The organism is Marivita sp. (assembly GCF_020055635.1).
In the GTDB taxonomy this organism is placed as follows: Bacteria; Pseudomonadota; Alphaproteobacteria; order Rhodobacterales; family Rhodobacteraceae; genus Marivita.
Genome location: NZ_JAIPUT010000006.1, coordinates 107,846 through 130,391, shown reverse-complemented (window position 1 = coordinate 130,391; position 22,546 = coordinate 107,846). Strand labels below are relative to the sequence as shown.

The following is a 22,546-nucleotide window of genomic DNA, read 5'->3' as shown; positions in this document are numbered from 1 at the left end:
CGCATGCGCCATTTGAACACGGATGCCAATATTGCCTGCCCGGATGACTTTTACGCAGACCTGCTCAGGGTGCATGAGGGCAAGACGAAAGCCGAGAGCGATGCGCTGAACGCGCGTCTGATCCTGATCCTCAGCAACCATATCGGCGACGCGGAGGTTCTGAAAGAAGCACTGGCGCTTGCCGCCGACCCCTGACGCCGCGGGCATTTCCAGCACGAAAGGAGCCATTCCATGACCGCCCATGACCGATCCCCGATGATCCAGGCCAAGGACACCGCGATCACCCCCGGCTACATGCCGGGGTTCGGCAATGATTTCGAGACCGAAGCCCTTGCGGGGGCCTTGCCGCAGGGCATGAACAGCCCGCAGAAGTGCAATTACGGACTGTATGGCGAGCAATTGTCCGGGACAGCCTTCACCGCGCCGGCGCATCAGAACGAACGCACCTGGTGTTACCGGATCCGGCCGTCGGTCAAGCATTCGGGCCGCTATGTGAAGATCGACATGCCGTACTGGAAATCCGCGCCGAATGTCGACCCGGATGTGACGTCGCTGGGCCAGTACCGCTGGGATCCGGTGCCGCATACCGACGAGTCGCTGACCTGGATGACCGGCATGCGGACGATGACCACGGCGGGAGACGTGAACACGCAGGTGGGCATGGCGAGCCATATCTACCTCGTGACCGAGAGCATGACCGACGCGTATTTCTTCTCGGCGGACAGCGAATTGCTGGTGGTGCCGCAGGAGGGACGCTTGCGGTTCGCGACCGAGCTTGGAATCATCGACCTTGAGCCCAAGGAGATCGCCATCATTCCGCGCGGGCTGGTCTACCGGGTCGAGGTTCTGGAGGGGCCGTGCCGCGGGTTTGTCTGCGAGAATTACGGACAGAAATTCGAACTGCCGGGGCGCGGGCCGATCGGCGCAAACTGCATGGCCAACCCGCGCGATTTCAAGGCCCCCGTTGCGGCCTTCGAGGACCGCGAGGCGCCGTCGACCATCACCGTCAAGTGGTGCGGTCAGTTCCATCGCTGCGAGGTCGGGCAATCGCCGTTGGACGTGGTAGCGTGGCACGGAAATTACGCGCCAGTCAAATACGACCTGCGCACCTACTGCCCGGTAGGCGCGATCCTGTTCGACCATCCGGACCCGTCGATCTTTACCGTGCTCACCGCGCCGTCCGGCGTGCCCGGAACGGCCAATATCGACTTCGTGCTGTTCCGCGAACGCTGGATGGTGGCCGAGGATACCTTCCGTCCGCCGTGGTATCACAAGAACATCATGTCCGAGCTGATGGGAAATATCTACGGCCAGTACGACGCCAAGCCGCAGGGCTTTGTTCCCGGCGGCATGAGCCTGCACAACATGATGCTGCCGCACGGGCCGGATCGGGACGCGTTCGAAAAGGCGTCGAATGCCAATCTGGGGCCGGACAAGCTCGACAACACGATGTCCTTCATGTTCGAGACGCGCTTTCCGCAGCACCTGACACGCTTTGCCGGACAGGAAGCGCCGTTGCAGGATGACTATATCGACTGCTGGGACAGCCTCGAAAAGAAGTTCGACGGCACGCCGGGCAAGAAGTGACCGGTTCAAGGAGTCTTTCATGCCGCTGATGAAAAGCTGGGTCGACAGCGCCAATGCGCCCGACACCGATTTTCCGTTGAACAACCTGCCCTATGGCAGTTTCCTGACCGGCGACGGCGAAGCGCATTGCGGTGTGGCCATCGGCGACGCGATCCTCGATGTCACCGCCCTTGAGGAAGACGGGCTGCTTGCCGTGGCGGATCAGGACGAGGTCCTGATCTTTGGCGACTGGACCGAGTTCATGGCCCTGGGGCCCAAGGTCTGGGCGCGGTTTCGCACCGATGTCACGGCACTTCTGGCCGAAGATGCCCCGGATCCGGTGACGCTTGCGGCCTATATGGTTCCGCAGATCGGCACGCGCATGGTGCTGCCTTTCGAGGTTCGGGAATACACCGATTTCTACTCTTCGAAGCACCATGCCTTCAATGTCGGGTCCATGTTTCGCGGGCCGGAAAACGCGCTGCCGCCGAACTGGCTGCACATGCCCATCGGTTATAACGGTCGCGCGTCCTCGGTGGTGGTCTCGGGCACCGACGTGATCCGACCGAACGGTCAGATCAAGGGGCCTGACGATGACGTGCCCCGGTTTGGACCGTCGCGTCGGTTCGATATCGAACTCGAGATCGGGGCCGTTGTCGGTCAGCCGTCGTCGGGGCCGATCTCGGTGGCGCAGGCCTTCGAGAACATCTTCGGCTACGTGCTGCTCAACGATTGGTCCGCACGCGATATCCAGGCGTGGGAATATCAACCCCTGGGTCCGTTCCAGTCCAAGGCGACCGCCACGACGATCGGCCCGTGGATCGTGCCCGCCGCGGCGTTGGAGCCGTTCCGGGCGTCCACCCCGGAACGCGAAAATGTATTGTTGCCCTATCTGCGGGAACCCGAGCCGATGCTGTACGACATTGCGCTGGAGGTCGGGCTGACGCCGGACGGGGGAACCGAAACCATCGTGTCGCGGACGAATTACAGGGAAATGTATTATTCCGCGGCGCAGCAACTTGCGCATCACACCGTGTCCGGCTGTCCGATGCGGGTTGGCGATCTGTTGGGCTCGGGCACGATTTCGGGGCCTGATCCGCACCAGCGCGGATCGCTTCTGGAGCTCAGCTGGGGCGGGAAAGAGCCGTTCGGGATCGAGGGCGGCACACGCAGCTTTGTCGAGGATGGCGATACGTTGACCCTGCGCGGTGCCGCGCTGGGCGACGGGTACCGGGTCGGGTTCGGGTCTTGCGTGGGCACAGTGCGTCCCGCAGTAAAATTGCCCGAAGAGTGATCGGACAAGGTGCAAGGTTTCAAGCGGGTAAATGACGCGCATACCGATTGATTGACTGATCAGTCAATGATAGCGTCCCGAAAATTTCGGGAGGCACGGAATGGCATCGGAAGCACAGCGTCGTACACAACTGGTCGAGGCGACGGTCCACGAAATCGGGGAGGCGCGCAGCCTCAACGTCACCGTGAGCAAGATTGCAAAGCGGGCGGGGGTCTCGTCCGGGCTGGCGTTTCACTACTTTGGCGACAAGGACCGGCTTTTCCTGGCCGCGATGCGCTATATCCTGACCATCTACGGGGCCGAGGTGCGCGGTGCGCTGGCGGTGGCGCAAACGCCCCGCGACCGAGTCGAGGCGCTGATCCGCACCAGTTTCAGTTCGACCAACTTCCGCGACGACGTGATTTCGGCCTGGCTGAACTTCTATGTCCTGGCCCAGTCGTCGGACGAGGCCCGGCGCCTGCTGTCGGTCTATCATCGTCGGCTTCACTCCAACCTGACACATGATCTGCGGCCCCAGGTGGGCGATCGCGCCACCGCAGTCGCCGAGCGGATCGGCGGCCTGATCGACGGTCTCTATCTGCGCAGCGCGATCATTCCGCAGGCGCTGCATGGCACCGCCGCGATGGATCACGTCCTTGCAACACTCGACATCGAAATCGGACAGGCACAATGAGCAAACCCAATATCCTCATCCTGATGGTCGACCAGTTGAACGGAACGCTGTTCCCGGATGGACCTGCCGATTGGCTGCATGCGCCGAACCTGAAACGCCTGGCGGCCAGATCGGTGAGGTTCGAGAATTGCTACACCGCATCGCCGCTTTGCGCGCCGGGACGGGCATCGTTCATGTCGGGGCAGCTGCCGTCGATCACCGGGGTTTATGACAACGCGGCCGAATTTCCGTCGGACCTGCCGACCTATGCGCATCACCTGCGGCGCGCGGGCTATCACACGGCGCTGTCGGGCAAGATGCATTTCGTCGGGCCGGATCAGCTGCATGGCTTCGAAGAGCGACTGACCACCGACATCTACCCCGCCGATTTCGGCTGGACGCCGGATTACCGCAAGCCGGGCGAACGCATCGACTGGTGGTATCACAACATGGGATCGGTGACCGGGGCGGGTGTCGCCGAGATCTCGAACCAGATGGAATATGACGACGAGGTCGCCTATGAGGCCACGCGCAAGATCTACGACCTGTCGCGCGGCCATGACGACCGACCCTGGTGCCTGACGGTCAGCTTTACCCATCCGCATGATCCCTATGTCGCGCGCAAGAAATACTGGGATCTCTACGAAGATTGCGACCACCTGCTGCCGTCGGTTCCGGCGATGGATTACGCGGAGCACGATCCGCACTCGAAACGCATCTTCGATGCCAACAACTGGCGCGAGTTCGACATCACCAACGAAGACATCCGCCGGTCCCGCCGCGCCTATTTCGCCAATATCTCGTATCTGGACGACAAGATCGGCGACATCCTCGACACGCTGGAACGCACGCGGCAGGAGGCGGTGATCCTGTTCGTCTCCGATCACGGCGACATGCTTGGCGAGCGCGGTCTGTGGTTCAAGATGAGCTTCTACGAGGGTTCGTCGCGGGTGCCGATGATGCTGTGCGCGCCGGGGCTCGAGCCGCAGCATGTCGCGACGCCGGTCAGCAATATCGATGTCTGCCCGACGCTTTGCGACCTTGCGGGTATCTCGATGGACGAGGTGGCCCCCTGGACTGCCGGCGAAAGCGTGTTGCCGCTTGCGCGGGGCGAGGGGCGCAGCAGCCCGGTGGCGATGGAATACGCCGCCGAGGCCAGCCAGGCGCCGATCGTCTCGTTGCGCCAGGGCCGGTACAAGTTCAACCGCTGCGCGCTCGATCCCGACCAGCTGTTCGACCTCGAGACCGATCCGCACGAGCTGACCGATCTGGTGGACGATCCCGCCCATGCCGAGGCGCTGGCCGGGTTCCGCAAGATGGCCGAGGCGCGCTGGGATCTGGATCGCTTCGACGAGGAGGTGCGCCGCAGCCAGGCGCGGCGCTGGATCGTCTACGAAGCGCTGCGCAACGGGGAGTATTACCCGTGGGATTACCAACCCCTGAAGACGGCCAGCGAACGCTTCATGCGCAATCACATGGACCTGAACGTGGTCGAAGAAAACCAACGTTTCCCGCGGGGAGAATGACATGACCTACGATGCACAACCGCAAGCCAGCCATTTCATTGACGGCACCTATGTCGAGGACAAGGCGGGCGACGTGATCCCGGTGATCTTCGCCGCCACCGGAAAAGAGATCGCCCGTGTGCATGCCGGCACTTCGGCGATTGTCGACCAGGCCCTGACCGCTGCGCAGGCGGCGCAGAAGGACTGGGCAAGCTGGTCGCCACGCGAACGGGGCCGGGTGCTGACCCGTGCCGCAGCCATCATGCGAGAGCGCAACGAAGAGCTGTCGCAGCTCGAAACGCTCGACACCGGCAAGCCGATCCAGGAAACCCGCGTCGCGGATGCCACGTCGGGGGCCGATGCGTTCGAATATTTCGGCGGTCTGGCGGGCACCCTGACCGGCGAACATATCCCGCTGGGACAGGATTGGGTTTACACGATCCGCGAACCGCTGGGCGTCTGTGTCGGCATCGGCGCATGGAACTATCCGACGCAGATTGCCTGCTGGAAAGGCGCGCCCGCGCTGGCCTGCGGCAATGCCGTGGTGTTCAAACCCTCCGAGACGACGCCGCTCTGTGCGCTCAAGGTGGCCGAGATCCTGATCGAGGCGGGCCTGCCCAAAGGCGTCTTCAACGTGGTGCAGGGCATGGGCCAGACCGGGGCGGCACTGGTCGGGGATCCGCGCGTGGCCAAGGTTTCGCTGACCGGGTCGGTGCCCACGGGGCGGCGGGTCTATGCCGCGGCGGCCGAGGGCATGAAGCATGTCACGATGGAGCTTGGCGGCAAGTCCCCGATGATCGTGTTCGAGGACGCGGATATCGAGAATGCCGTGGGCGGCGCGATCCTTGGCAATTTCTATTCGACGGGGCAGGTCTGTTCGAACGGGACGCGGGTGTTTGTTCACAAATCCATCCTGGAGGCGTTCCTTGACCGGCTTGCCGCGCGCACCGCGCAGGCGGTGATCGGTGATCCGCGGGATGACGCGACCAGCATCGGCCCGATGGTGTCCGAAGCGCAGCTGAACCTTGTTCTGGGATATATCGACAAAGGCACGTCCGAAGGGGCGCGCCTTGTTTGCGGAGGCACGCGTCTGGACCGGGAGGGCTATTACCTGGAGCCGACGGTCTTTGCGGATGTGACCGATGACATGACCATCGCACGCGAGGAGATCTTTGGCCCGGTGATGGCGGTCTTCGCCTTCGAGGACGAAGACGAGGTGATCGCGCGCGCCAATGACACGCCTTTCGGCCTGTCGGCGGGTGTGTTTACCCGCGATCTTGCTCGCGCGCACCGGGTCATCGGCAGGCTTGAGGCGGGCAGCTGCTTCATCAACTCGTATAACGACGCGCCGGTCGAGGCTCCGTTCGGGGGTTCCAAGATGTCCGGCGTGGGGCGTGAGAACTCCAAGGCCGCGATCGAGCATTACAGCCAGCTCAAGTCTGTCTACGTGCGCATGGGCGACGTCGAGGCGCCGTTCTGATGGCAGAGATACGTGCGGATTACGTGATCGTCGGTGCCGGAAGCGCCGGATGTGCGATGGCCTACCGGCTGTCGGAGGCGGGCAAGCGTGTGCTGGTCATCGAACATGGTGGCACCGACTGGGGGCCGTTCATCAACATGCCCGGCGCGCTGAGCTACCCGATGAACATGAAGCGCTACGATTGGGGCTACCAGACCGAGCCGGAGCCGCATCTGGGCGGTCGTCGTCTGGCCTGTCCGCGCGGCAAGGTGATCGGCGGGTCGTCCTCGATCAACGGCATGATCTACGTGCGCGGCCATGCGCGCGATTACGATCACTGGCGCGATCAGGGGGCGGCGGGCTGGGGCTATGCAGACGTGTTGCCCTATTTCAAACGCCTGGAATCCTGGCATTCCGGCGGGCATGGCGGCGACCCGGCCTGGCGCGGTCACGATGGACCCCTGCACGTGACGCGCGGGCCACGCGACAACCCGCTGACGCGGGCCTTCGTCGAGGCGGGTGTGCAGGCGGGGTACCCGGCGACGGCGGATTACAACGGTCACCAGCAGGAAGGTTTCGGACCCTTCGACATGACGGTCTGGCAAGGCGCGCGCTGGTCTGCGGCCAAGGCGTATCTGAAGCCCGCGCTTGAACGGGACAACTGCGACCTGATCCGCGCCTTTGCGCGCCGCGTGGTGATCGAGGACGGGCGCGCGGTCGGTGTCGAGGTCGAACGCGGCGGCAAGGTCGAGGTGATCCACGCCGATGCCGAGGTCATCCTCGCGGCGTCGTCGCTGAACTCGCCCAAGCTGCTGATGCTGTCGGGGATCGGGCCGGCCGCACATCTGGCGGAACACGGCATCGAGGTGGTCGCGGACAGGCCCGGCGTCGGTCAGAACCTTCAGGACCACCTGGAACTTTACATTCAGGCGGCGTCCAGTCAGCCGGTGAGCCTTTACAAGTACTGGAACCTGCTGGGCAAAGCCTATGTCGGCGCGCGCTGGCTGCTGAACCGGAGCGGGCCGGGGGCGTCGAACCAGTTCGAAAGCTGTGCCTTTATCCGCAGTCGCGCCGGGGTCGATTATCCCGACATCCAGTACCATTTCCTGCCCATCGCCGTGCGCTATGACGGTCAGGCCTCGGCGGAGGGGCATGGATTTCAGGCCCATGTCGGGCCGATGCGGTCGCCGTCGCGGGGAGAGGTCACGTTACGCTCGGCAGATCCCAAGGACGCGCCACGCATCCTGTTCAACTACATGTCCGACGAGGCGGACTGGCAGGATTTCCGGCGCTGTATCCGTCTGACCCGCGAGATCTTCGAACAAGAGGCTTTTGCCCCCTATTTCAAGCACGAGATCCAGCCGGGCGCTGCATGCCAGAGCGATGACGAACTCGACGACTTCATCCGTCAGCATGTCGAAAGTGCCTATCATCCCTGCGGCACCGCGCGGATGGGGGCGGCGGACGATCTGTCCTCGGTGGTCGACCCGCAGTGCCGCGTGATCGGTGTAGATGGGCTTCGCGTCGCCGACAGCTCGGTTTTTCCGCGCATCACGAATGGCAATCTCAATGCGCCGTCGATCATGACGGGCGAAAAGGCCGCCGACCACATCCTCGGGCGCGCGCCGCTGCCGCTGGACAATTCCGAACCGTGGATTGCGCCGGACTGGAAAACCGCGCAGCGCCCGGCGCAAACGGATGTTCTGCCCGAAACCTGCGCCGGTTAGGGCATCAAGGGCGACGGGCCGGGACGACGTGGCGCCTATTGGCAGCCTCCGGCGGCCCATTGCCGGAGGTTCCGCTTGAGCACCCCATTGAAGGGATGCGGCTTTTCCAGCGATTTCTGACCGCTCAGATTGAGATAGACATTCGACTGTTCACACAGCCGATCCTTGTTCCACTCGTGGCAATTGGAGCAGGTCACGTCTTTCCAATATTCTTCCGGCAGCCCTTCGACAGGTGGGAACATCGGTGACAGCTGGGTGATTTCCGACAACAGGATTCCGTCGATGGCCGTTCCCGGCGCCACGAGCGCGGTGTCGAATGTCACGACGTTCGGGACAGACGAGCGTTCCTGTTCCAGCGCCAGTGCAAGTTCGATGTCCTGTTCGGGGTCCGGTTCGCTGACACCTTCGCCGACGGGATCAAGGTTGGTCTGCGCGGTAAGCGCCTCGATCTCGCCCTTGGCGAATTCCGAGAATGTTCCTTCCGGATACATGTCGAGGAAGTCTTGATATCCGGCGATGGTCGGGTTCGCCTGAACCGCTTCGAACATGGCCTGTTCGTCTTCCGAGGGTCCTGCGGGTTCGGGCCGGGCAGCGGTCACGGTATCGTCGGTCAGTTCGCTTTCGATGGCTTCGGCCAGAAGCGCGCGCGCCTCTTCGGCATAGCTGCTGTCGGGGTAGCCGCGCAGGAAGAGCATGATCTGCACCGGATCCCGCGTCGCCTGGACCGAGTTCCAGAGCTGTCGCGCAGCGAGGTCTTCCGGCGTTTCCAGCGGGGCGTCGACGAAGGCGAAATTGTTCGTCAGGGACGATGTATCCCACGGGGTCTGCAAGCCGTTGGTCTGGTCCAGGACCGAAATGCGTACCTGCTTGAACATCTGTTCGACGGGTATGCCCGGCTTGGTCATTTCCTTGGCCAGTGCCAGCGTGAACGGGCTATTCTGTCCGGTGCCGTCAAGCGCCACGGCACCTGGAGAGGTCGCGTAGGACAGGAACGTGCCGGTCGGCGCCTTCATCTCGGCGAGACCGGGGGAATCGAATTCGGCCATGTCGGCGAACGGATTGTTGCGGCAGGCATCGAGAATGACGAAATTGGTTCGGTTGCGGGCCGAGGCCATCTGACGGAGGACCGATTGTGCCTCGACCCCCTCGAGGTCAAGGTCGGCGGCATCGTTCAGCGCCACGTCGACGGGCAGCAGGTAGTTGTTTCCAAAGCTCTGAACGCCGTGGCCCGCATAATAGAACAGGCCGGTCGTGTCCGCTCCGCCGTTGCGCAGGCTGCGCCCGAAATCGGACAGCGCCTGCTTCATGTCATTCTGGGTCGCGTCGATCAGCAGGGTGACCTGAAAGTCGATCTCTTCCAAAGTCGATGCGATCAGTTCCGCGTCACGGGTCGGATTGTCCAGCGTTGAAACGCTGCTGTAGTTGGAATTGCCGATGACGAGCGCGATCCGCTCCTGCGCCGATGCGGCCCCGGTCAATGTCAGCACAGCAAGGCATGTCGCAACGGCGTTGGTTCTGATGCGGGTGCCCAGACGTCGTATGCAGTCAGTCAAAGCGTCCTCCTACCATCGCGGGATGGTGCGTTGGGTTAAATGGCATGAAGATATTTTCTTGTCGCAAATTTATCGCGTGTCCTATGCAAGCATACAAGATTTCTGTTAAACTCCAACCTGAAACACATTGTTACTCTCTTCAACTTCTGGCGCAATTTTTCTGCGAGGTAATTATGAAAATCGATCTGCTACGTGTTTTCTGTGTTGTTGCCATAGTGTTGGCGTCCCCGTTCGGGATGGCCTCGGCACAAAGCGGCGACCCGTTCGAGTATGGGTGGAATTTGGATGGTAACGCGTCCGAATTGCGGTTTTTGTCCGTCAAGAAGTCAAAAATCGCCGAAACAAGTTCGTTTGCGACCTTGTCGGGGCGCATCACCGAAGATGGTCAGGCTCAGGTCCGGGTCCTTCTGGACTCGGTCGATACCAAGGTCGACCTGCGCAATGTCCGCATGCGGTTCCTGTTTTTCGAGACCTTCCGCTTTCCCGAAGCGATCATAACGACCGAACTGTCCGCGGATCAACTGACCGATCTGCACCTGACGCGTCGCAAGGAAATCGAACTTCCCTATTCCCTGACGCTGCGGGGCCTGACGATCGATCGGACGACCGATGTCGCGGTCACGCTGATCGACAATGACCGCGTGGTCGTGTCGTCGATCACGCCGATCGCCTACTCGCTCGAGGAACTGAACCTCGAAGAAGGCCGCGCAAAGCTTGAAGAGGCGGCCAATGTGGACATCACGCCGGTCGGCGTGGTGAGCTTCAATTTCGTATTCAACCGCGCCCAGTCGGGCACACCGCCGGACCTTCCCGAAGCCGTTCTGACCCCGGCTGCGGTGGCGCTCGAGACCAAGGGGGAAATGTCCAGGGACGAATGCCTTGGGCGGTTTGAAATCCTGTCGCGGACCGGCAACATCTTCTTTGCCTCCGGCAGCACGCGGCTCGACGATCAGAGCCTGCCGCTGCTCGAGAACCTGTACGACATCGTCTCGCGCTGCCCCTCGGTGCGGCTCGAGATCGCCGGTCACACGGATTCCATCGGCAGTGACGTGCAGAACCAGTCGATCAGCGAACGGCGCGCGGCGTCTGTCGTGACCTGGTTGCAGGACAAGGGGATCGAACGCGACCAACTCGTCGCCGTCGGTTACGGCGAGGATCGCCCGATCGTTGCCAACGACACTTCGGCCAACCGTGCCCGGAACCGCCGGATCGAATTCACCGCGCTCACCGAATGACGCCTGTCTTGTCGACCTGAAGTCAGAAATGGGGCATCGGTCGAACCGGTGCCCCGTTTTCGTTCTGCCGATGTCTCAGGCGACCGAGAACGGATCGTCAAGCACGCCCACCACCGGCATCAGGAATTCGCCACTGTTCGGGTTCAGGGCGGCCTCATGGAACCCGTCGATGGCAGCCACCGCCGTGGCGATGCTGGCATCCGATCCATCGAACTCTCCCATCGCCGCCGCCGCGTTGGCGACATCGGACATGCCTTTGTGCACCGCGAAATACGCGCCGATATCGGTCTTGTCGGCAAGGTAGGCCCGGTCGGCCAGTTGCTGGTTGATAAAGTCTTGTGTCGCATCTGCGGGCGGGTCCGCCTTGGCGCCACCCAATATACCAAGAATTGCAATATCTCGCCCGATACTACCACTCTCCAAGGCATCGACCCAGAAATCGAACCCTTCCTGATCGGGAATACGTCCCAGCACGTTCTGGTAGATCGTTGCCACCAGTTCCGAATTGCTGAGATTGGATGGGTATGTGGCAATTGTTTCATCCTGAGTGACAAACAATCGTGCAGATTCCGCGAGGCTCACACCATTTGCAAAAGCCGTGCCCCAGAAGTTGAGGCCCACCGCGTCCGGAGCCCGGTTGAAATAGGCGATGTAAAGCTCGATGAAGCTTTCGAAATCGGGTGCCGACAACCCGGCTGGCCCTCCGAATTCCTGCAGATTGAACGGCGTGTCGGGAAAGAAGTCGGTGTCGAAGTCGAGCCGTTCGATATTGATCAGATTATCCGTGCCGTTGCCATCACCGCGACGATCCTGGATGAGCGTTCCCTCGGCGCTGAGCGTCAAAGTGTAGGCGCTTTGCGCGCCCGAAAAGACCGCCGTGTCGATGCCGGCGCCCCCATTGAGAAGATCATTGCCCCGACCGCCTTCGAGCACGTCGTCGCCAGTTTCGCCCACGAGGGAATCGTTGCCGTTCTCTCCTTCCAGCGTGTCATTGTCCGCGCCGCCGTTGATCAGCTCGGCAAGGTTGCCGCCGCGGACGAAATCATCGCTGGCACCGGTGAAAATGCGGTTGGCGTTCTCGCCGCCGCCATTCGGGTTCACCCGCGCGACGGTTCCGGGAAGCGTGTCGATGATGATGATGTTCTCGTCAGCGATCGAATAATTCGGCCATTGGCTCGCGATTTCTGCCACGGAAACAGGTTCTTGCGTGTAGTCGACACTGAACAGCAGGTCGCCATCCAGAGACCGGACCTCCATCGACTCGACGGTGCCGGAAAGCTGCGACAGCTCTGTCGGGCTGTTCTTAGCGAAGGTTCCCGTCAGTTCGATATTGAGCGCTTCGCTGGTAACACCTTCGATGAACAACGCATTGGTGCCGTTCGCGATGACCAGCTCGGTGTTCGCGTCGGTCAGGGCAAAACTGCGCGGGTTTTCGGACAGGACGTTGGGCCGGGCGTAGATATACGCGGCGCCGTTCGGAATGCTGTCTGTCTCCGGAAGATCGGCAAGCAGACGCTTCGATGCAGTGCTCTGGACCAGGGCGCTGGGAGATGCCTCGGGACCGTCGGAGTTGCTGGCATGGCGGGACAGGGCGCCGGGAGAAAGGCGGAAACCGTCGGCTTCGCCGTAATCGACCTGATAGCCCAAATCCTGCATGGCGGCGATGGTCAGCGCACTGATGGGGTTGTCCGGGTTGTTCGGGTTCCCCGGTCCAACTTCGGGTCTCCGTAATTCCACGCGCGGCGTCATCAGTTCCTGGTTGAAGACGGCCTCGCTCCAATATTCCGCGGCGAGGGCGCCATCTGCACCGTCCTCCAGCGCGTTCGCGCCGTTGAGGTCGTCCGACAGTTCGGACAGTTCGCGCAAGCCGTTGATGCCGGTATAGGTGGCGACCCCCTCGATCGGGCGCACGATGCCGAATTCTTCCCACAGCGATCCGAATCCAAGCGCACGACCGATTGTATTTGCCACGAATTCGTCGAGGTTCAAGAGCGCGCCGACTTCCTCGGAGTTTATGACGATCCGGGAATAGGTCGGTAGCGCGGAGGCACCGGACGCTCCGTCCCGCTGGTCCAGAACGCTCGAGATCGCGAGGATCGTCTGCTCAACGCCTTCGAAGGTCAGTTCGATGTCTTCGACGGCAACTTCGATCAGGATATCATCGACATAGCCGTACCCGTCGACAAATGCGTAGGGCAGGTCGCCGACGATGATGTCTTCCCACCGCTCGACCGCCTCTTCGAAGGCGTTGATGTAGGCATTGGATACGTCGTCCGACGAAAATTCAACAGTGATGTCGAACTGCCCGTCGTCAAGCGGGCCGAGATCGTTCAGGTCCAGCCGGTACTGCCCCGTGGTATCGCCGAAGCCGCCCGCAGACAGGTAAAAGAGCCCGCCTTCATCGGTCACGAATTGCAGTGCGCTGCTTGTCCCGGCGCCACCGTCGTCATTCGAGGTGTTCTGGATCAGAACGCCGTCACTGTCATAGACGCCCCTGAAAAACGGGTCCGCAAGGGCGCCGTCGCCCGTCGGCACAAGGCTGATTTCATAAAGGCGGCCGGCGGCCAGGTTGACTTCGAACCAGTCATTGTCCTGTGCGAAATGAATGCGGCCCGATGCGCTGCCACCCGGCGTGATGGAGCCTGTGGTGTCGATGTCGGCGGAGAAGTCGTCGCGAAAGCCAAGGTTGGTGACTTCGACGGCATAGGTGCCAATGCCGCCAAAGGCATCCTGGACGCCGATGAAGAAGTCGCCTGCCGTTTGCGGCGTGAAATACGAGACGCTGTCATCACCGATGAACTGCTGGTTCAGCGTCTGAACCGACGTGATCGGCGCACCGCCCAGATCGCCGGACGCGAAGATGCCGATCAGGTCGGGATCAAGCAGCGTTCCGTTGTTCGAGTCGCTGCCCAGAATGGCGATCTCGTAGGTGGCGTTCGGCTGAAGCGTGACCCGGAAGGCGTCGATATCGCCCGAAGTCTCGATCTCGCCCAAGGTCCGCCCGCCGACGGCGACGCTGCCCAGACCCCCGGCGATGCCCGGCAGGAAATCGTCGACAAAGCCCGCGAAATTCACCGAAAGGGTATAATCACCGATCGCCAGATCCTGAGCGCCCGCGACTTCGATCTGGTAGATGCCGTCTTCGGCGACGGTCAGGCCGCTGACCAGGGCATTGGTGTCGATGCCGCCGTTGGTGTCGGCGCTGCCGGGCAGCAACGCGCCCGTTCCCGAGAAAACGCCGATGATGTCCGGGTTCGGATTTGACCCGCCGCCGGTCGCCACGCCTTCCAGCGAGATGTCGTATTCGACCCCGGCCTGCAACGAGACCTCGAAGCGGTCGCGGTCGCCTGCGCGCTCGATGCTGCCGAGTGCGGGCACATCGACCACAGCGGTGCCGAAGACACCGGCAAACGGACCGGGAAGAAAATCATCCGCGGCCCCGAGCGACAGGACGCTCAGTTCGTACCCGCCAATGCCGAACGGCGTGTTGCTGCCGACTTCGATCTCGTAGGTGCCGCTTGTTTCGACAAGGAAAGGGTCGAGCAGGGCATTTCGTCCGGTCCCGCTGTCATTGTCCGCAGAGTCCGGCAGAACGACATTCAGGCTGTCGAAAATCCCGAATATCGCGGGATCGGCCAGCGTGCCGCTGTCATTCGATGCCGAGGCCAATCCGATCGAATAAAGCTGCCCCGCCTCGAGCGTGACCAGAAACCTGTCGCGATCCTCTGCGCGTTCGACGCTGCCGATCTCGGGAAAGCCGATATCGATGCTGCCAAGGTCCAGCGCGGTTTCGCCCGGCAGGTAGTCGTCGACCAGCGCGCCGAACCGGATTTCCTGTTCTGAAGCGGTGGTTGCGCCGCGTTCGTCGATGACGCTGAACCGGACGATGACGGTCTGACCGGGAGTCGCAGTCGAATCCGTGATCGAGATGTCGCCATTTTCAAGCAATTCGCCGATGACGGTCGGGCTTTCAAAGGAAAACGGGATCGCGGTGAACGTCTCTTCGCTGCCGTCGGCAAAATTGGTCAGGACATTGCCGATGATCTCCGGCCCGGTGAAGGTATAGTCGATGATCGGGTCGGGCACGCCGAAAGGCGCCGAGTTGATCGTGAAGTTTCGGGTGAAATCGATTGAATCTACCAGCGGCCCGTCCAAGCCCGGGCCACTCCAAGTAACGGTGCCTTGGATGTTGACCGAAACAGACTCGTCGTCTTCGACAAGCTCATCCAGTAAAGCGGCGAAATTCAAGGATTGTGTCGCGCCAAAGGAATACGAGACCGTGAAATCCTCACCCTCGATAGCATTCTGGGAAGTCACAACGACGAGAATGTCCGGGGTTCGGGTATAGTCATCCAGAGAACCAAAATCACTCAGTAAACGAGAAATTTCTGGAGGAATTTCGGTGGGGATCGACAGCGTAATGTCGTCGCCCTCGTTTAACACTTCGGGCAGGCTCAGATCAAAATACTCTAGCGTGTAGGTGCCACCGCCGCTGACATCCAGCTTGAAAGCATCTCCGACCGTAAAGTAATGGACGCCAGTGTAATCGGCAGTAAATAACGCTCGGCTATTTAGACCTTGTCCTCCATCGTCGTTTTCACTGCCTAATAATTCGCCATTCGCATTGTAGACGCCAAAGAAAAACGGATCAACGAGAGTCCCATCACCAGTTTCTGAACCTCGCACTTGAATCTCGTACTCGTGGCCAGCGATCAGATTGACTTGGAACCAATCTGTGTCGTCGCCAAAGTCTTGTAGGCCCGCTAACGATGGAACTCCGGGAATTGCGCTGCCATAGTCACCACTAGGGTCGTTGAAAAAATCAGCATAGTCGGGATCTTCTTCCATAATCGATACGTCCGTCTGCTAAAATTCAGGCTCTTGGAAAGCCGATTGAAAACGAAGGGCGAAACGCGAAAAAATCCGGCAGCATGACGATATATCAGGCTGCCTTCGTGCACGGCCCACGGCGTGTGACGACCGTTTCTTGATCCCGACCTATTGGCCCCAGTGTGAGGCGCAACCTTACCTCAAGTCAAGCATGGCCTGTGCGAAACGAACGGAGCCAACGGCGCGACGGAAGGCGCGGCGTTTCCGAGCGGTGCCGCGGCGGCAGGTACTCAGGGTGATATCCGGGGAGTTCGCAAAGAATTGAGTGAAATCCGGGCGTGCTGGTACTATGCTGGGTCAAGCCTCGCGAAATCAGCGAAAGGATTCGAACCATGCGCTGCGTCGTCCGCCTGTTCATTCTTCCCGTCTTCGTGATCTGCGCCCAGTTGGGGATGGCCTCGGCCAGTCCTGACCGCGTGGCGCTGGTGATCGGGATGGCGGAGTACGATACGATCACGCCGCTGACGAACACCCGCAACGATGCCGAAGACCTTGCCGACACATTGACGGAAATCGGGTTCGATGTGACCCGGGGCATCGACCTCAGCCTTGCGGAACTCCGCGCGGTCATGAAGGAATTTTCGTTCCGTTCGGAAACGGCCGACCTGGCGCTGATCTATTTCGCCGGACACGGGATCGAGGTGCAGGGCGAGAACTTCCTGATCCCCGTCGATGCACGTCCGACCTCGAATATCGACGTGCAACGGCAATCCGTGTCTCTCAAGGACATGCTCGAGGTGGTCGAGAAGGCGCGGGTGATGCGGATCGTCATCCTTGACAGCTGCCGCGACAATCCGCTGGGCGGGGCCATCGACACCAACGCGGTTGTGCAATCCGCACTGGAAGCCACCGATCAGGCGACGCGGGGCGCAGGCGGTCTGGCGCCGGCCAACCCGGATCGCGGCACGCTTGTGGCCTTCGCGGCCAAGGATGGTCAGGTGGCGCTGGACGGCACCCGCGGAAACAGCCCTTATGCCCGGGCCCTGATGGAGAAAATGGCGAAGCCGGGGCTGGAGATCAGCCTGATGTTCCGCCAGGTGCGGGATGCCGTGTTGCAGGAGACCCAGAACCTCCAGGAGCCTTACACCTATGGCTCGCTGACCGGGAAACCCTTCTACCTGTCCGGCGCGCCGGATGCCGGAACGGACCTTGCCACCGCCGAACCTTCGAAGACCTGGTCGCAGCTTCGGCCCGACCAGGAATCCCAACTGCTGGCGCTGGCCAATCTTGGCGATACGCGCTCGATGCTGGGGCTGGCCTATATCCGGCTAAACCCCGAGGATTCGCGCTTTGATCCGTCGCAGGCGGTCAGCTTTCTGGAGCGCGCGGTCGAGCGTGGGTCGCCGGAGGCCCAGATGGAACTGGCAAAGCTTTACGAGCAGGGGATCGGCGTGGATGTCGATGAAGCCCGCGCGCTGGAGCTTTACCAGGCGGCCGCCGACCAGGATTTCGCCGATGCGATCAACGATCTGGGGTTTTTGCACTACCAGGGGGGATTGGGGCTGCGTCCGAACCCGGACAAGGCGCTGGAGCTGTTCGAGCGGGCGGCTGACCTGCGCCATCCCGAGGCGCAGTTCAACTTTGCCGCCCTGATCGATGACGGGCTGATCCCGAACAAGGGGCCGAAGGATGCCGCGACCTATCTCTATGCCGCCTTGCGCAGCGGCAGCCAGGACGTGCTGAACCTTCTGCTTGAACGTCCGACGATGTTTGCCGAGGAAACCCGGCGCGAGTTGCAGGCGCAATTGCAGGCCTACGAATTCTATAACGGCGCTCTGGACGGTGATATCGGCCCGGGCACCAAGCGTGGCATCCGGGCTGCATACGGCCTGGAATAGAGGTCAGCCTGACCGCAGCAGAACCTTGTTCGAGCCGACCGCCGCCGCGATCCGCTGGTAATGGATGGCGCGCGTGGCGTCCGAGCTGGCCGACCTGAGCAGAACGGTTTCGGCTTCCTCGATGATGTTGCTGGCCTGCCGGTTCAGCTGTGGCGCTTGCGATGCCTGGACCGCGCGCATGGGCGGTGTCTGGACCGATTGTCCGCTGCTATTCGTGGTCCGGGCCTGCAGGGCCGGCTTGCTCCGGTCGATGTTGCTGCGCACGAGGTCGTCGAGTTCGCGCGCGGCCTCGAGCAGCACTTCGCGCGTTTCGGCATAATCGCCATTGGCCGGGATGTCGTCGGCCAGATCGCGATAGGTGGTCGCGAAACAGGCGATGCGGTATTCGTCCCCCATGAATTCGCAGATACGCTGGATCTGGTCCAGCTGAGTGACGATCTGCGTGGTTTGCGCGGTCGACGCGGGCACGACGGGGCCTGCGGGCGCGACGCGACGGTTGTCGTTGTCCCCTTCGGCCGCATTAGAGCCGCCGATCTCGTCGCCGCCGACCTGGGCATAGCGGGGGTAGACCAGTTCGATCTGCATCGCTTCGGAAACTGTCGCAGGACCGGCCCGCATCGGGTCCGGTGTCATCGCGAAGACGGGGGTGGTGACCATCCCGATCAGGACAGGAAGGCCGACAAGACGGATTGAGGTTTTCTTTGAAATCATGGTCTTGGTGCTTTCCATATATCTGCGATCAAATGCGAAGGCGCGCGCGGCGAACCGCGGCTTAACAGGAAACGCAGGTTTGGCATCCTGCCTGTTACCCGTGAAACGGTAGGGCGGGATTCGATTCCACGCAAGGTTGGCCTGAAAAACGATCCTCCGCTGCAATGCCGTCCGCCGGGACGGTTGGGCTGGTCAGTCTTCCGAGGTCGAGATGAAGAAGTAGACCCATTCGCCTTTGAAATCGGGATCGGCGGCGCGTGCTTCGGCGACCCGGTCCCGGAGCCAGTCCAGGTAGGGTTCGGCGGGTTCACCAATGGGCGCACCCCATCGTAAAGCGGCCGGGATGCCGCGAAGGCGACCGCAATTTCCTGGCCGAAGGGGGGACCGATCTCGATGTAAAGGCCGGGTTCGCCCGGCTCGAGAACGTGATCCGACCCGATCTGCAATTCCGACTTGGCCTCGGTCCGTTCAAGCGGCGTATGTTCGTTCGGGGCAAGGTGAAGCACGTTGCCGTCGGCATCGAAGTAATCGACATAGACATAGGCATCGTAATCCGCACCTTGCAGGGTCATCACCAGCGGTTTGCCCGCGGTGTAGCGGAATTCGCGCGCGTGGGTGTCCTCGCCCACGAGCAGCGGGTTGGTGATCTGGTCGGTGGATTGCGGCAAGCCGACATTGGCGATGCCCGAAAGGGCCGCGCATTGCGGGCTTGGAAGGATCAGCAGGTCGCTGCGCACCGGGATGTCGCGCCCCATCTGTGCCTGCATCGCCGATACGACCGTATCCCGCAGGTCCGGGTCGGGCACATGGCCCGAGACGAGCAGGCTGTTTTCATCCGGAACGAACTGGACCTGCAGACGCGAGCAGGGGATGGCGCTCAGGGCGCCCTTGATCCCGTCGCGGATCTCGGCCGCGGCCCCGCTCAGGTCGCCGGGTTCCATGAAGCTTTGGAACGCCGTCAGGGAGACCGGGTCGATCGCGCCACCGGCTGAATTCTGGAAGGTCAGCGCCGCCTTGGCCCGATCGGCAGGCGGTGCGACTGATGCTGCAGTTTCCGCTCGGACGGCCTGCTGGGGTGCAGGACTGGATTGCGGGTCCTGCCGCGATGCAGAACTGGTCTGCGGGTCCTGCTCGGCTGCGAGCCCGGCCTGCGGTTCCTGTCGGGCTGCGGGGCTGGCTTGCGGTTCTTGCTGCGCTGCGGGACGCGGCTGCGGTGCCTGTTCAGGCGCGGTCAGGCTTGGGACCGGTTGCCGGAAGGCGGCTTGGCTTGCGAGGGCGGGGGCGTCGGGTCGTGTTGCCTGTGGCTGGACCGGGGGGGCGGGCATGGCCGCTGCGGCAGCATCCGTCGTCGACAGCGTGATCTGGACCATCGTCTCCGACGCAAGCGACACCGCCTTCGGGGCGGCTTCGGACATGCGCTCGGGTGCGATCGTGGCGACCGGAACCGGTGCTCGCAACGGTCTTTCGGGCGGCAGGGCCACATCGACCGGCCGTATCGCGGTCACGGGCGCGCCCTGCAACACGGCCTGCGGGGCCAGCGGCGCGGCGGTTTCGGGCAGGGCCGGGGCGACGGTACCTGTCGGGGGCATCGCAGCGACGCTGGTGGCGGATGGCAAAACCGTTTCGCCTTCCTCTGCACCCGGCCTCAGCGCCGAGGCCCGAGAGGTTGCGATGCTGCCTTGGGTGAGGGCCGCGCCGCCGGTATCGCCCGACGCCGCCTGGTCCGAGTCGGGTGCGGTTTCGCGCGCTTCGCTGCGTTGCACCTGGTATGCGGCAAGCTGCATTTCCGTTTCGGGCATCGGCTGTTCGGGAACATCCCCCGGCTGGGTCGCCAGGTAGAGCCCGAAAGCGCTGGCGACATGAACTCCGGCGGACACGCCAAGCGCGCCGGTCCATATCAGGGCAGAGCGCATCATTGGCCGGGCGGCGCGGGTTCGGGGGTCACGACAAGCACGACGTCGCGCGCACCCAGCGCCTCGATACGGCTGACAAGGGGCAGGACATGGCGCAATTCGGTGTCGCGATGCGCGTTGAGCCGGACGAGGGTGTCCGGTGCCTGGTCCAGCCGGTCTGCCAGCACCTGGTCCAGCGCACCGCGCTCGATCGGCGTCCCGTCGAGCGCAAGCTCGCCCGTCGGCGCGACGGCCAGGGTGATCCCGCCCGAGGGCATGTCGGCGCCGGTGGCCGCGACCGGCGGGCTCACCTCGAAGGGGGCGGTGGCGTCCATGCGTCCGATCAGCATGAAGAAGACCAGCAGGAAGAACACCACGTCGATCAGCGCGATGATCGTCTCTGGCGGTTGTCGCGCGGGTGGGCGGGACAGTTTCATTCCGCCGCCTCCAGGCGCACGATGCGCAGGTTCGTGACCCCGGACCGCGTGGCTGTGTCCATGACCGAGACCAGCGCCTGCATGTCGGCAGCCCCCGATGGAAGCACCAGAACGCGAAGCTGCGGCGATGTCCGCAGCCGGTCGGAAAACAGGGTTTCGAGCGATTGGAGATCGTGCCCCCGGCCTTGCGACGTCGGCACGCCATCCGCCCCGATCCTGATCAGCAGCGTGCCGCCGGGCGTGTCGGAGGCGCTTTCGGACGGGTCGGCCAGATCATCCGCCTGCGCGACGGCCGGGATCATGTCGAGGTTCAGATAGGTCGAGGTGACCATGAAGAACACCAGCAGGATGAGCATCACGTCGATCATCGGCACCAGGGAAATCAGCGCCTTCGGCGGGCCTGGCCGCTTGAGAAGTGTCATCGAGGGGTCATGCATCGGGGCGCCCCTATCTTGACGGCTGATCCGCAATCAGCATGAGTTGCGCGATGGCGCCTTCGATCAGCTGCGCACCGCGTTCGGCCCGCGCCGCCAGCAGCGTCGCCCCGACCGCGGCCGGAATGGCCACCAGCAGCCCCGCGGCAGTCGTCAGCAAGGCCTGCCAGATCCCGCCCGCCAACAGCGACGCATTGGCTGCACCTTCGGCCAGTTCGAGTTCCTGGAACGACTGGATCATCCCCAGCACCGTTCCCAGCAGACCAAGCAGCGGAGAGATCATCGCGATCAACTCCAGCAGCCGGATGTGACGCGACATCTGGGCGAATTCCTCGTTTCCGCGGCGCGTCAGTTCGGTCATCAACGCGGCCCCGGAGCGTCCGTCGCCCAACGCCTTTATCGCAAAGGCCAGGACCCGGTTGGCAGGGGTCTGCCCGCTTTCCGCCCTGGCTTTGGCTTCGGTCAGGTTCCCGGTTTCGAAACTGCTCAGTGCTGCGTCCCGGGTTTCGACCTTCGACGTCACCGACCAGAGCTGCACGATCTTGTAGACGATCAGGGCAAGCGAAAGAACCGACAGCACAAGCAGCAGAAGGATGATCGGTGCGCCCGTCCCGATATCGTCGAAGGCGGCGAACATCCTACTTCACCAACTGCGCGTCAGTCTTGCTGCCAAGCTCGAGAAATTCGAAACAGTCGACCTCGTCCTCGTTCTGGGGCTTGCAGGCGGGCATGTCATGCAGAACGATTTCCGAGATGTCGGAACAGTCGATATCCGGGATCGCAAAAAGCTTGAGCGTCGTGCGTTGCACCGGCAAGGGTGCCGCGTCGATGGACAGCAGCCGGTCGATGACACCCTGGGCATCCAGGATGGCCAGGCTCATCTCGAAGCCCTCGAAGCTTTTGCCGGTGTCGTTCCGGAACAGGAAATAGGCCTGGCACCCGCTTGGATCTCCGGGCTCGAACTTGTTGAGTTCCACCGAGAGCGGCCCCGACTGGGCGCTGGCGGACGTTGCAAGAAACAGACAGGCGATACCCGACAGCCATGTTGAGGTTTTGTTCATGTCGACCTCCCGAAATGCGGCCCGATATGGTCCGGGCTGGTATTATTTCGTCAGCAAAGGCGCTGACCAAAAAGTAGAAATTTTCCGTCTTGGCCGGGAAGAAAAGCAACCGTATCCGCGGCGTGTCTCATGTCATGTGCTGTCCGTCCCCGGATTTCCTTCACCAAACGCCAAGACGCATGACAGGTCAAGCCTGCCACTTGGCGGATGCAGGAAAGGCTTTGTCGGGCGCGTTTTGTGTGACAGGGTGGACAATCAGGCCGCACCGGTATTTGCGTGCGAAATATTGTAG

General features: G+C 62.3%; 17 protein-coding genes. 9 read left to right on the top strand and 8 right to left on the bottom strand.

Features of this window, described 5'->3' with window-relative positions; all coding sequences use genetic code 11:
• Nucleotides 1–3: 3 nt before the first annotated feature.
• The 7 genes from LCF60_RS05260 to betA all read left to right on the top strand — a co-directional run bounded on the left by LCF60_RS05260 (nt 4) and on the right by betA (nt 8,203).
• Nucleotides 4–195, top strand: coding sequence for a DUF2783 domain-containing protein (locus LCF60_RS05260; protein ID WP_292290176.1), 192 nt, complete (start codon nt 4–6; stop codon nt 193–195).
• A gap of 36 nt (nt 196–231) precedes the next feature.
• Nucleotides 232–1,587, top strand: coding sequence for a homogentisate 1,2-dioxygenase (hmgA, locus tag LCF60_RS05255; RefSeq protein WP_292290175.1), 1,356 nt, complete (start codon nt 232–234; stop codon nt 1,585–1,587).
• A gap of 19 nt (nt 1,588–1,606) precedes the next feature.
• Nucleotides 1,607–2,860, top strand: coding sequence for a fumarylacetoacetase (gene fahA / locus LCF60_RS05250; protein WP_292290173.1), 1,254 nt, complete (start codon nt 1,607–1,609; stop codon nt 2,858–2,860).
• A gap of 100 nt (nt 2,861–2,960) precedes the next feature.
• A complete protein-coding gene (betI, locus tag LCF60_RS05245; protein ID WP_292290172.1) occupies nt 2,961–3,533 on the top strand; it encodes a transcriptional regulator BetI in 573 nt (190 codons plus the stop codon).
• Nucleotides 3,530–5,038 (top strand): choline-sulfatase, encoded by a 1,509-nt coding sequence (gene betC, locus LCF60_RS05240; RefSeq protein ID WP_292290171.1) that lies wholly within the window; start codon nt 3,530–3,532, stop codon nt 5,036–5,038. The genes betI and betC overlap by 4 nt, the downstream gene beginning before the upstream one ends.
• A 1-nt stretch (nt 5,039) precedes the next feature.
• Nucleotides 5,040–6,497, top strand: coding sequence for a betaine-aldehyde dehydrogenase (gene betB / locus LCF60_RS05235; RefSeq protein ID WP_292290169.1), 1,458 nt, complete (start codon nt 5,040–5,042; stop codon nt 6,495–6,497).
• Nucleotides 6,498–6,505: 8 nt separating this feature from the next.
• Complete coding sequence (gene betA / locus LCF60_RS05230) at nt 6,506–8,203, top strand: choline dehydrogenase (RefSeq protein ID WP_292290221.1); 1,698 nt, start codon at nt 6,506–6,508, stop codon at nt 8,201–8,203.
• A 35-nt stretch (nt 8,204–8,238) separates the two neighbouring features.
• On the opposite strand, the gene LCF60_RS05225 is transcribed toward betA, so the two are convergent.
• The gene (locus LCF60_RS05225) at nt 8,239–9,756 is read right to left on the bottom strand and encodes a caspase family protein (protein ID WP_292290167.1); all 1,518 of its coding nucleotides are present in this window, start codon (nt 9,754–9,756) and stop codon (nt 8,239–8,241) included.
• A 173-nt stretch (nt 9,757–9,929) separates the two neighbouring features.
• Here LCF60_RS05225 and LCF60_RS05220 point away from each other — a divergent pair, with 173 nt between their 5' ends.
• Nucleotides 9,930–10,991, top strand: coding sequence for an OmpA family protein (locus tag LCF60_RS05220; protein ID WP_292290165.1), 1,062 nt, complete (start codon nt 9,930–9,932; stop codon nt 10,989–10,991).
• Between the two features lie 75 nt (nt 10,992–11,066).
• On the opposite strand, the gene LCF60_RS05215 is transcribed toward LCF60_RS05220, so the two are convergent.
• Complete coding sequence (locus LCF60_RS05215; RefSeq protein WP_292290163.1) at nt 11,067–15,308, bottom strand: DUF4214 domain-containing protein; 4,242 nt, start codon at nt 15,306–15,308, stop codon at nt 11,067–11,069.
• Between the two features lie 905 nt (nt 15,309–16,213).
• On the opposite strand from LCF60_RS05215, the gene LCF60_RS05210 reads away from it, so the two are divergent.
• Complete coding sequence (locus LCF60_RS05210) at nt 16,214–17,719, top strand: caspase family protein (protein WP_292290161.1); 1,506 nt, start codon at nt 16,214–16,216, stop codon at nt 17,717–17,719.
• Between the two features lie 3 nt (nt 17,720–17,722).
• Here LCF60_RS05210 and LCF60_RS05205 read toward each other — a convergent pair whose 3' ends face one another.
• From LCF60_RS05205 to LCF60_RS05180, 6 genes are read right to left on the bottom strand one after another with little or no spacing between them, the layout of a single operon-like run.
• A complete protein-coding gene (locus LCF60_RS05205; RefSeq protein WP_292290159.1) occupies nt 17,723–18,430 on the bottom strand; it encodes a hypothetical protein in 708 nt (235 codons plus the stop codon).
• Nucleotides 18,427–20,346, bottom strand: coding sequence for a DUF4384 domain-containing protein (locus tag LCF60_RS05200; protein WP_292290157.1), 1,920 nt, complete (start codon nt 20,344–20,346; stop codon nt 18,427–18,429). Before LCF60_RS05200 ends, LCF60_RS05205 begins: the two co-directional genes overlap by 4 nt.
• Nucleotides 20,343–20,759, bottom strand: a complete 417-nt coding sequence (locus LCF60_RS05195; protein ID WP_292290155.1) for a biopolymer transporter ExbD — start codon at nt 20,757–20,759, stop codon at nt 20,343–20,345. Before LCF60_RS05195 ends, LCF60_RS05200 begins: the two co-directional genes overlap by 4 nt.
• The gene (locus tag LCF60_RS05190; protein ID WP_292290153.1) at nt 20,756–21,181 is read right to left on the bottom strand and encodes a biopolymer transporter ExbD; all 426 of its coding nucleotides are present in this window, start codon (nt 21,179–21,181) and stop codon (nt 20,756–20,758) included. The genes LCF60_RS05195 and LCF60_RS05190 overlap by 4 nt, the downstream gene beginning before the upstream one ends.
• A 25-nt stretch (nt 21,182–21,206) precedes the next feature.
• Complete coding sequence (locus LCF60_RS05185; protein WP_292290151.1) at nt 21,207–21,830, bottom strand: MotA/TolQ/ExbB proton channel family protein; 624 nt, start codon at nt 21,828–21,830, stop codon at nt 21,207–21,209.
• Nucleotide 21,831: 1 nt separating this feature from the next.
• Entirely contained in the window at nt 21,832–22,254 is a 423-nt protein-coding gene (locus tag LCF60_RS05180) for a hypothetical protein (RefSeq protein ID WP_292290149.1), read from the bottom strand.
• Nucleotides 22,255–22,546: the final 292 nt, after the last annotated feature.

Excerpts from the sequence above, each read along its gene's own strand:
- LCF60_RS05180 (WP_292290149.1), bottom strand. The coding sequence starts at position 22,254 with ATGAACAAAACCTCAACATGGCTGTCGGGTATCGCCTGTCTGTTTCTT.
- LCF60_RS05190 (WP_292290153.1), bottom strand. The coding sequence starts at position 21,181 with ATGACACTTCTCAAGCGGCCAGGCCCGCCGAAGGCGCTGATTTCCCTG.
- LCF60_RS05210 (WP_292290161.1), top strand. The coding sequence starts at position 16,214 with ATGCGCTGCGTCGTCCGCCTGTTCATTCTTCCCGTCTTCGTGATCTGC.
- betC (WP_292290171.1), top strand. The coding sequence starts at position 3,530 with ATGAGCAAACCCAATATCCTCATCCTGATGGTCGACCAGTTGAACGGA.
- fahA (WP_292290173.1), top strand. The coding sequence starts at position 1,607 with ATGCCGCTGATGAAAAGCTGGGTCGACAGCGCCAATGCGCCCGACACC.
- LCF60_RS05200 (WP_292290157.1), bottom strand. The coding sequence starts at position 20,346 with ATGATGCGCTCTGCCCTGATATGGACCGGCGCGCTTGGCGTGTCCGCC.
- betI (WP_292290172.1), top strand. The coding sequence starts at position 2,961 with ATGGCATCGGAAGCACAGCGTCGTACACAACTGGTCGAGGCGACGGTC.
- LCF60_RS05220 (WP_292290165.1), top strand. The coding sequence starts at position 9,930 with ATGAAAATCGATCTGCTACGTGTTTTCTGTGTTGTTGCCATAGTGTTG.
- LCF60_RS05185 (WP_292290151.1), bottom strand. The coding sequence starts at position 21,830 with ATGTTCGCCGCCTTCGACGATATCGGGACGGGCGCACCGATCATCCTT.
- betB (WP_292290169.1), top strand. The coding sequence starts at position 5,040 with ATGACCTACGATGCACAACCGCAAGCCAGCCATTTCATTGACGGCACC.
- LCF60_RS05260 (WP_292290176.1), top strand. The coding sequence starts at position 4 with ATGCGCCATTTGAACACGGATGCCAATATTGCCTGCCCGGATGACTTT.
- LCF60_RS05195 (WP_292290155.1), bottom strand. The coding sequence starts at position 20,759 with ATGAAACTGTCCCGCCCACCCGCGCGACAACCGCCAGAGACGATCATC.
- hmgA (WP_292290175.1), top strand. The coding sequence starts at position 232 with ATGACCGCCCATGACCGATCCCCGATGATCCAGGCCAAGGACACCGCG.
- LCF60_RS05205 (WP_292290159.1), bottom strand. The coding sequence starts at position 18,430 with ATGATTTCAAAGAAAACCTCAATCCGTCTTGTCGGCCTTCCTGTCCTG.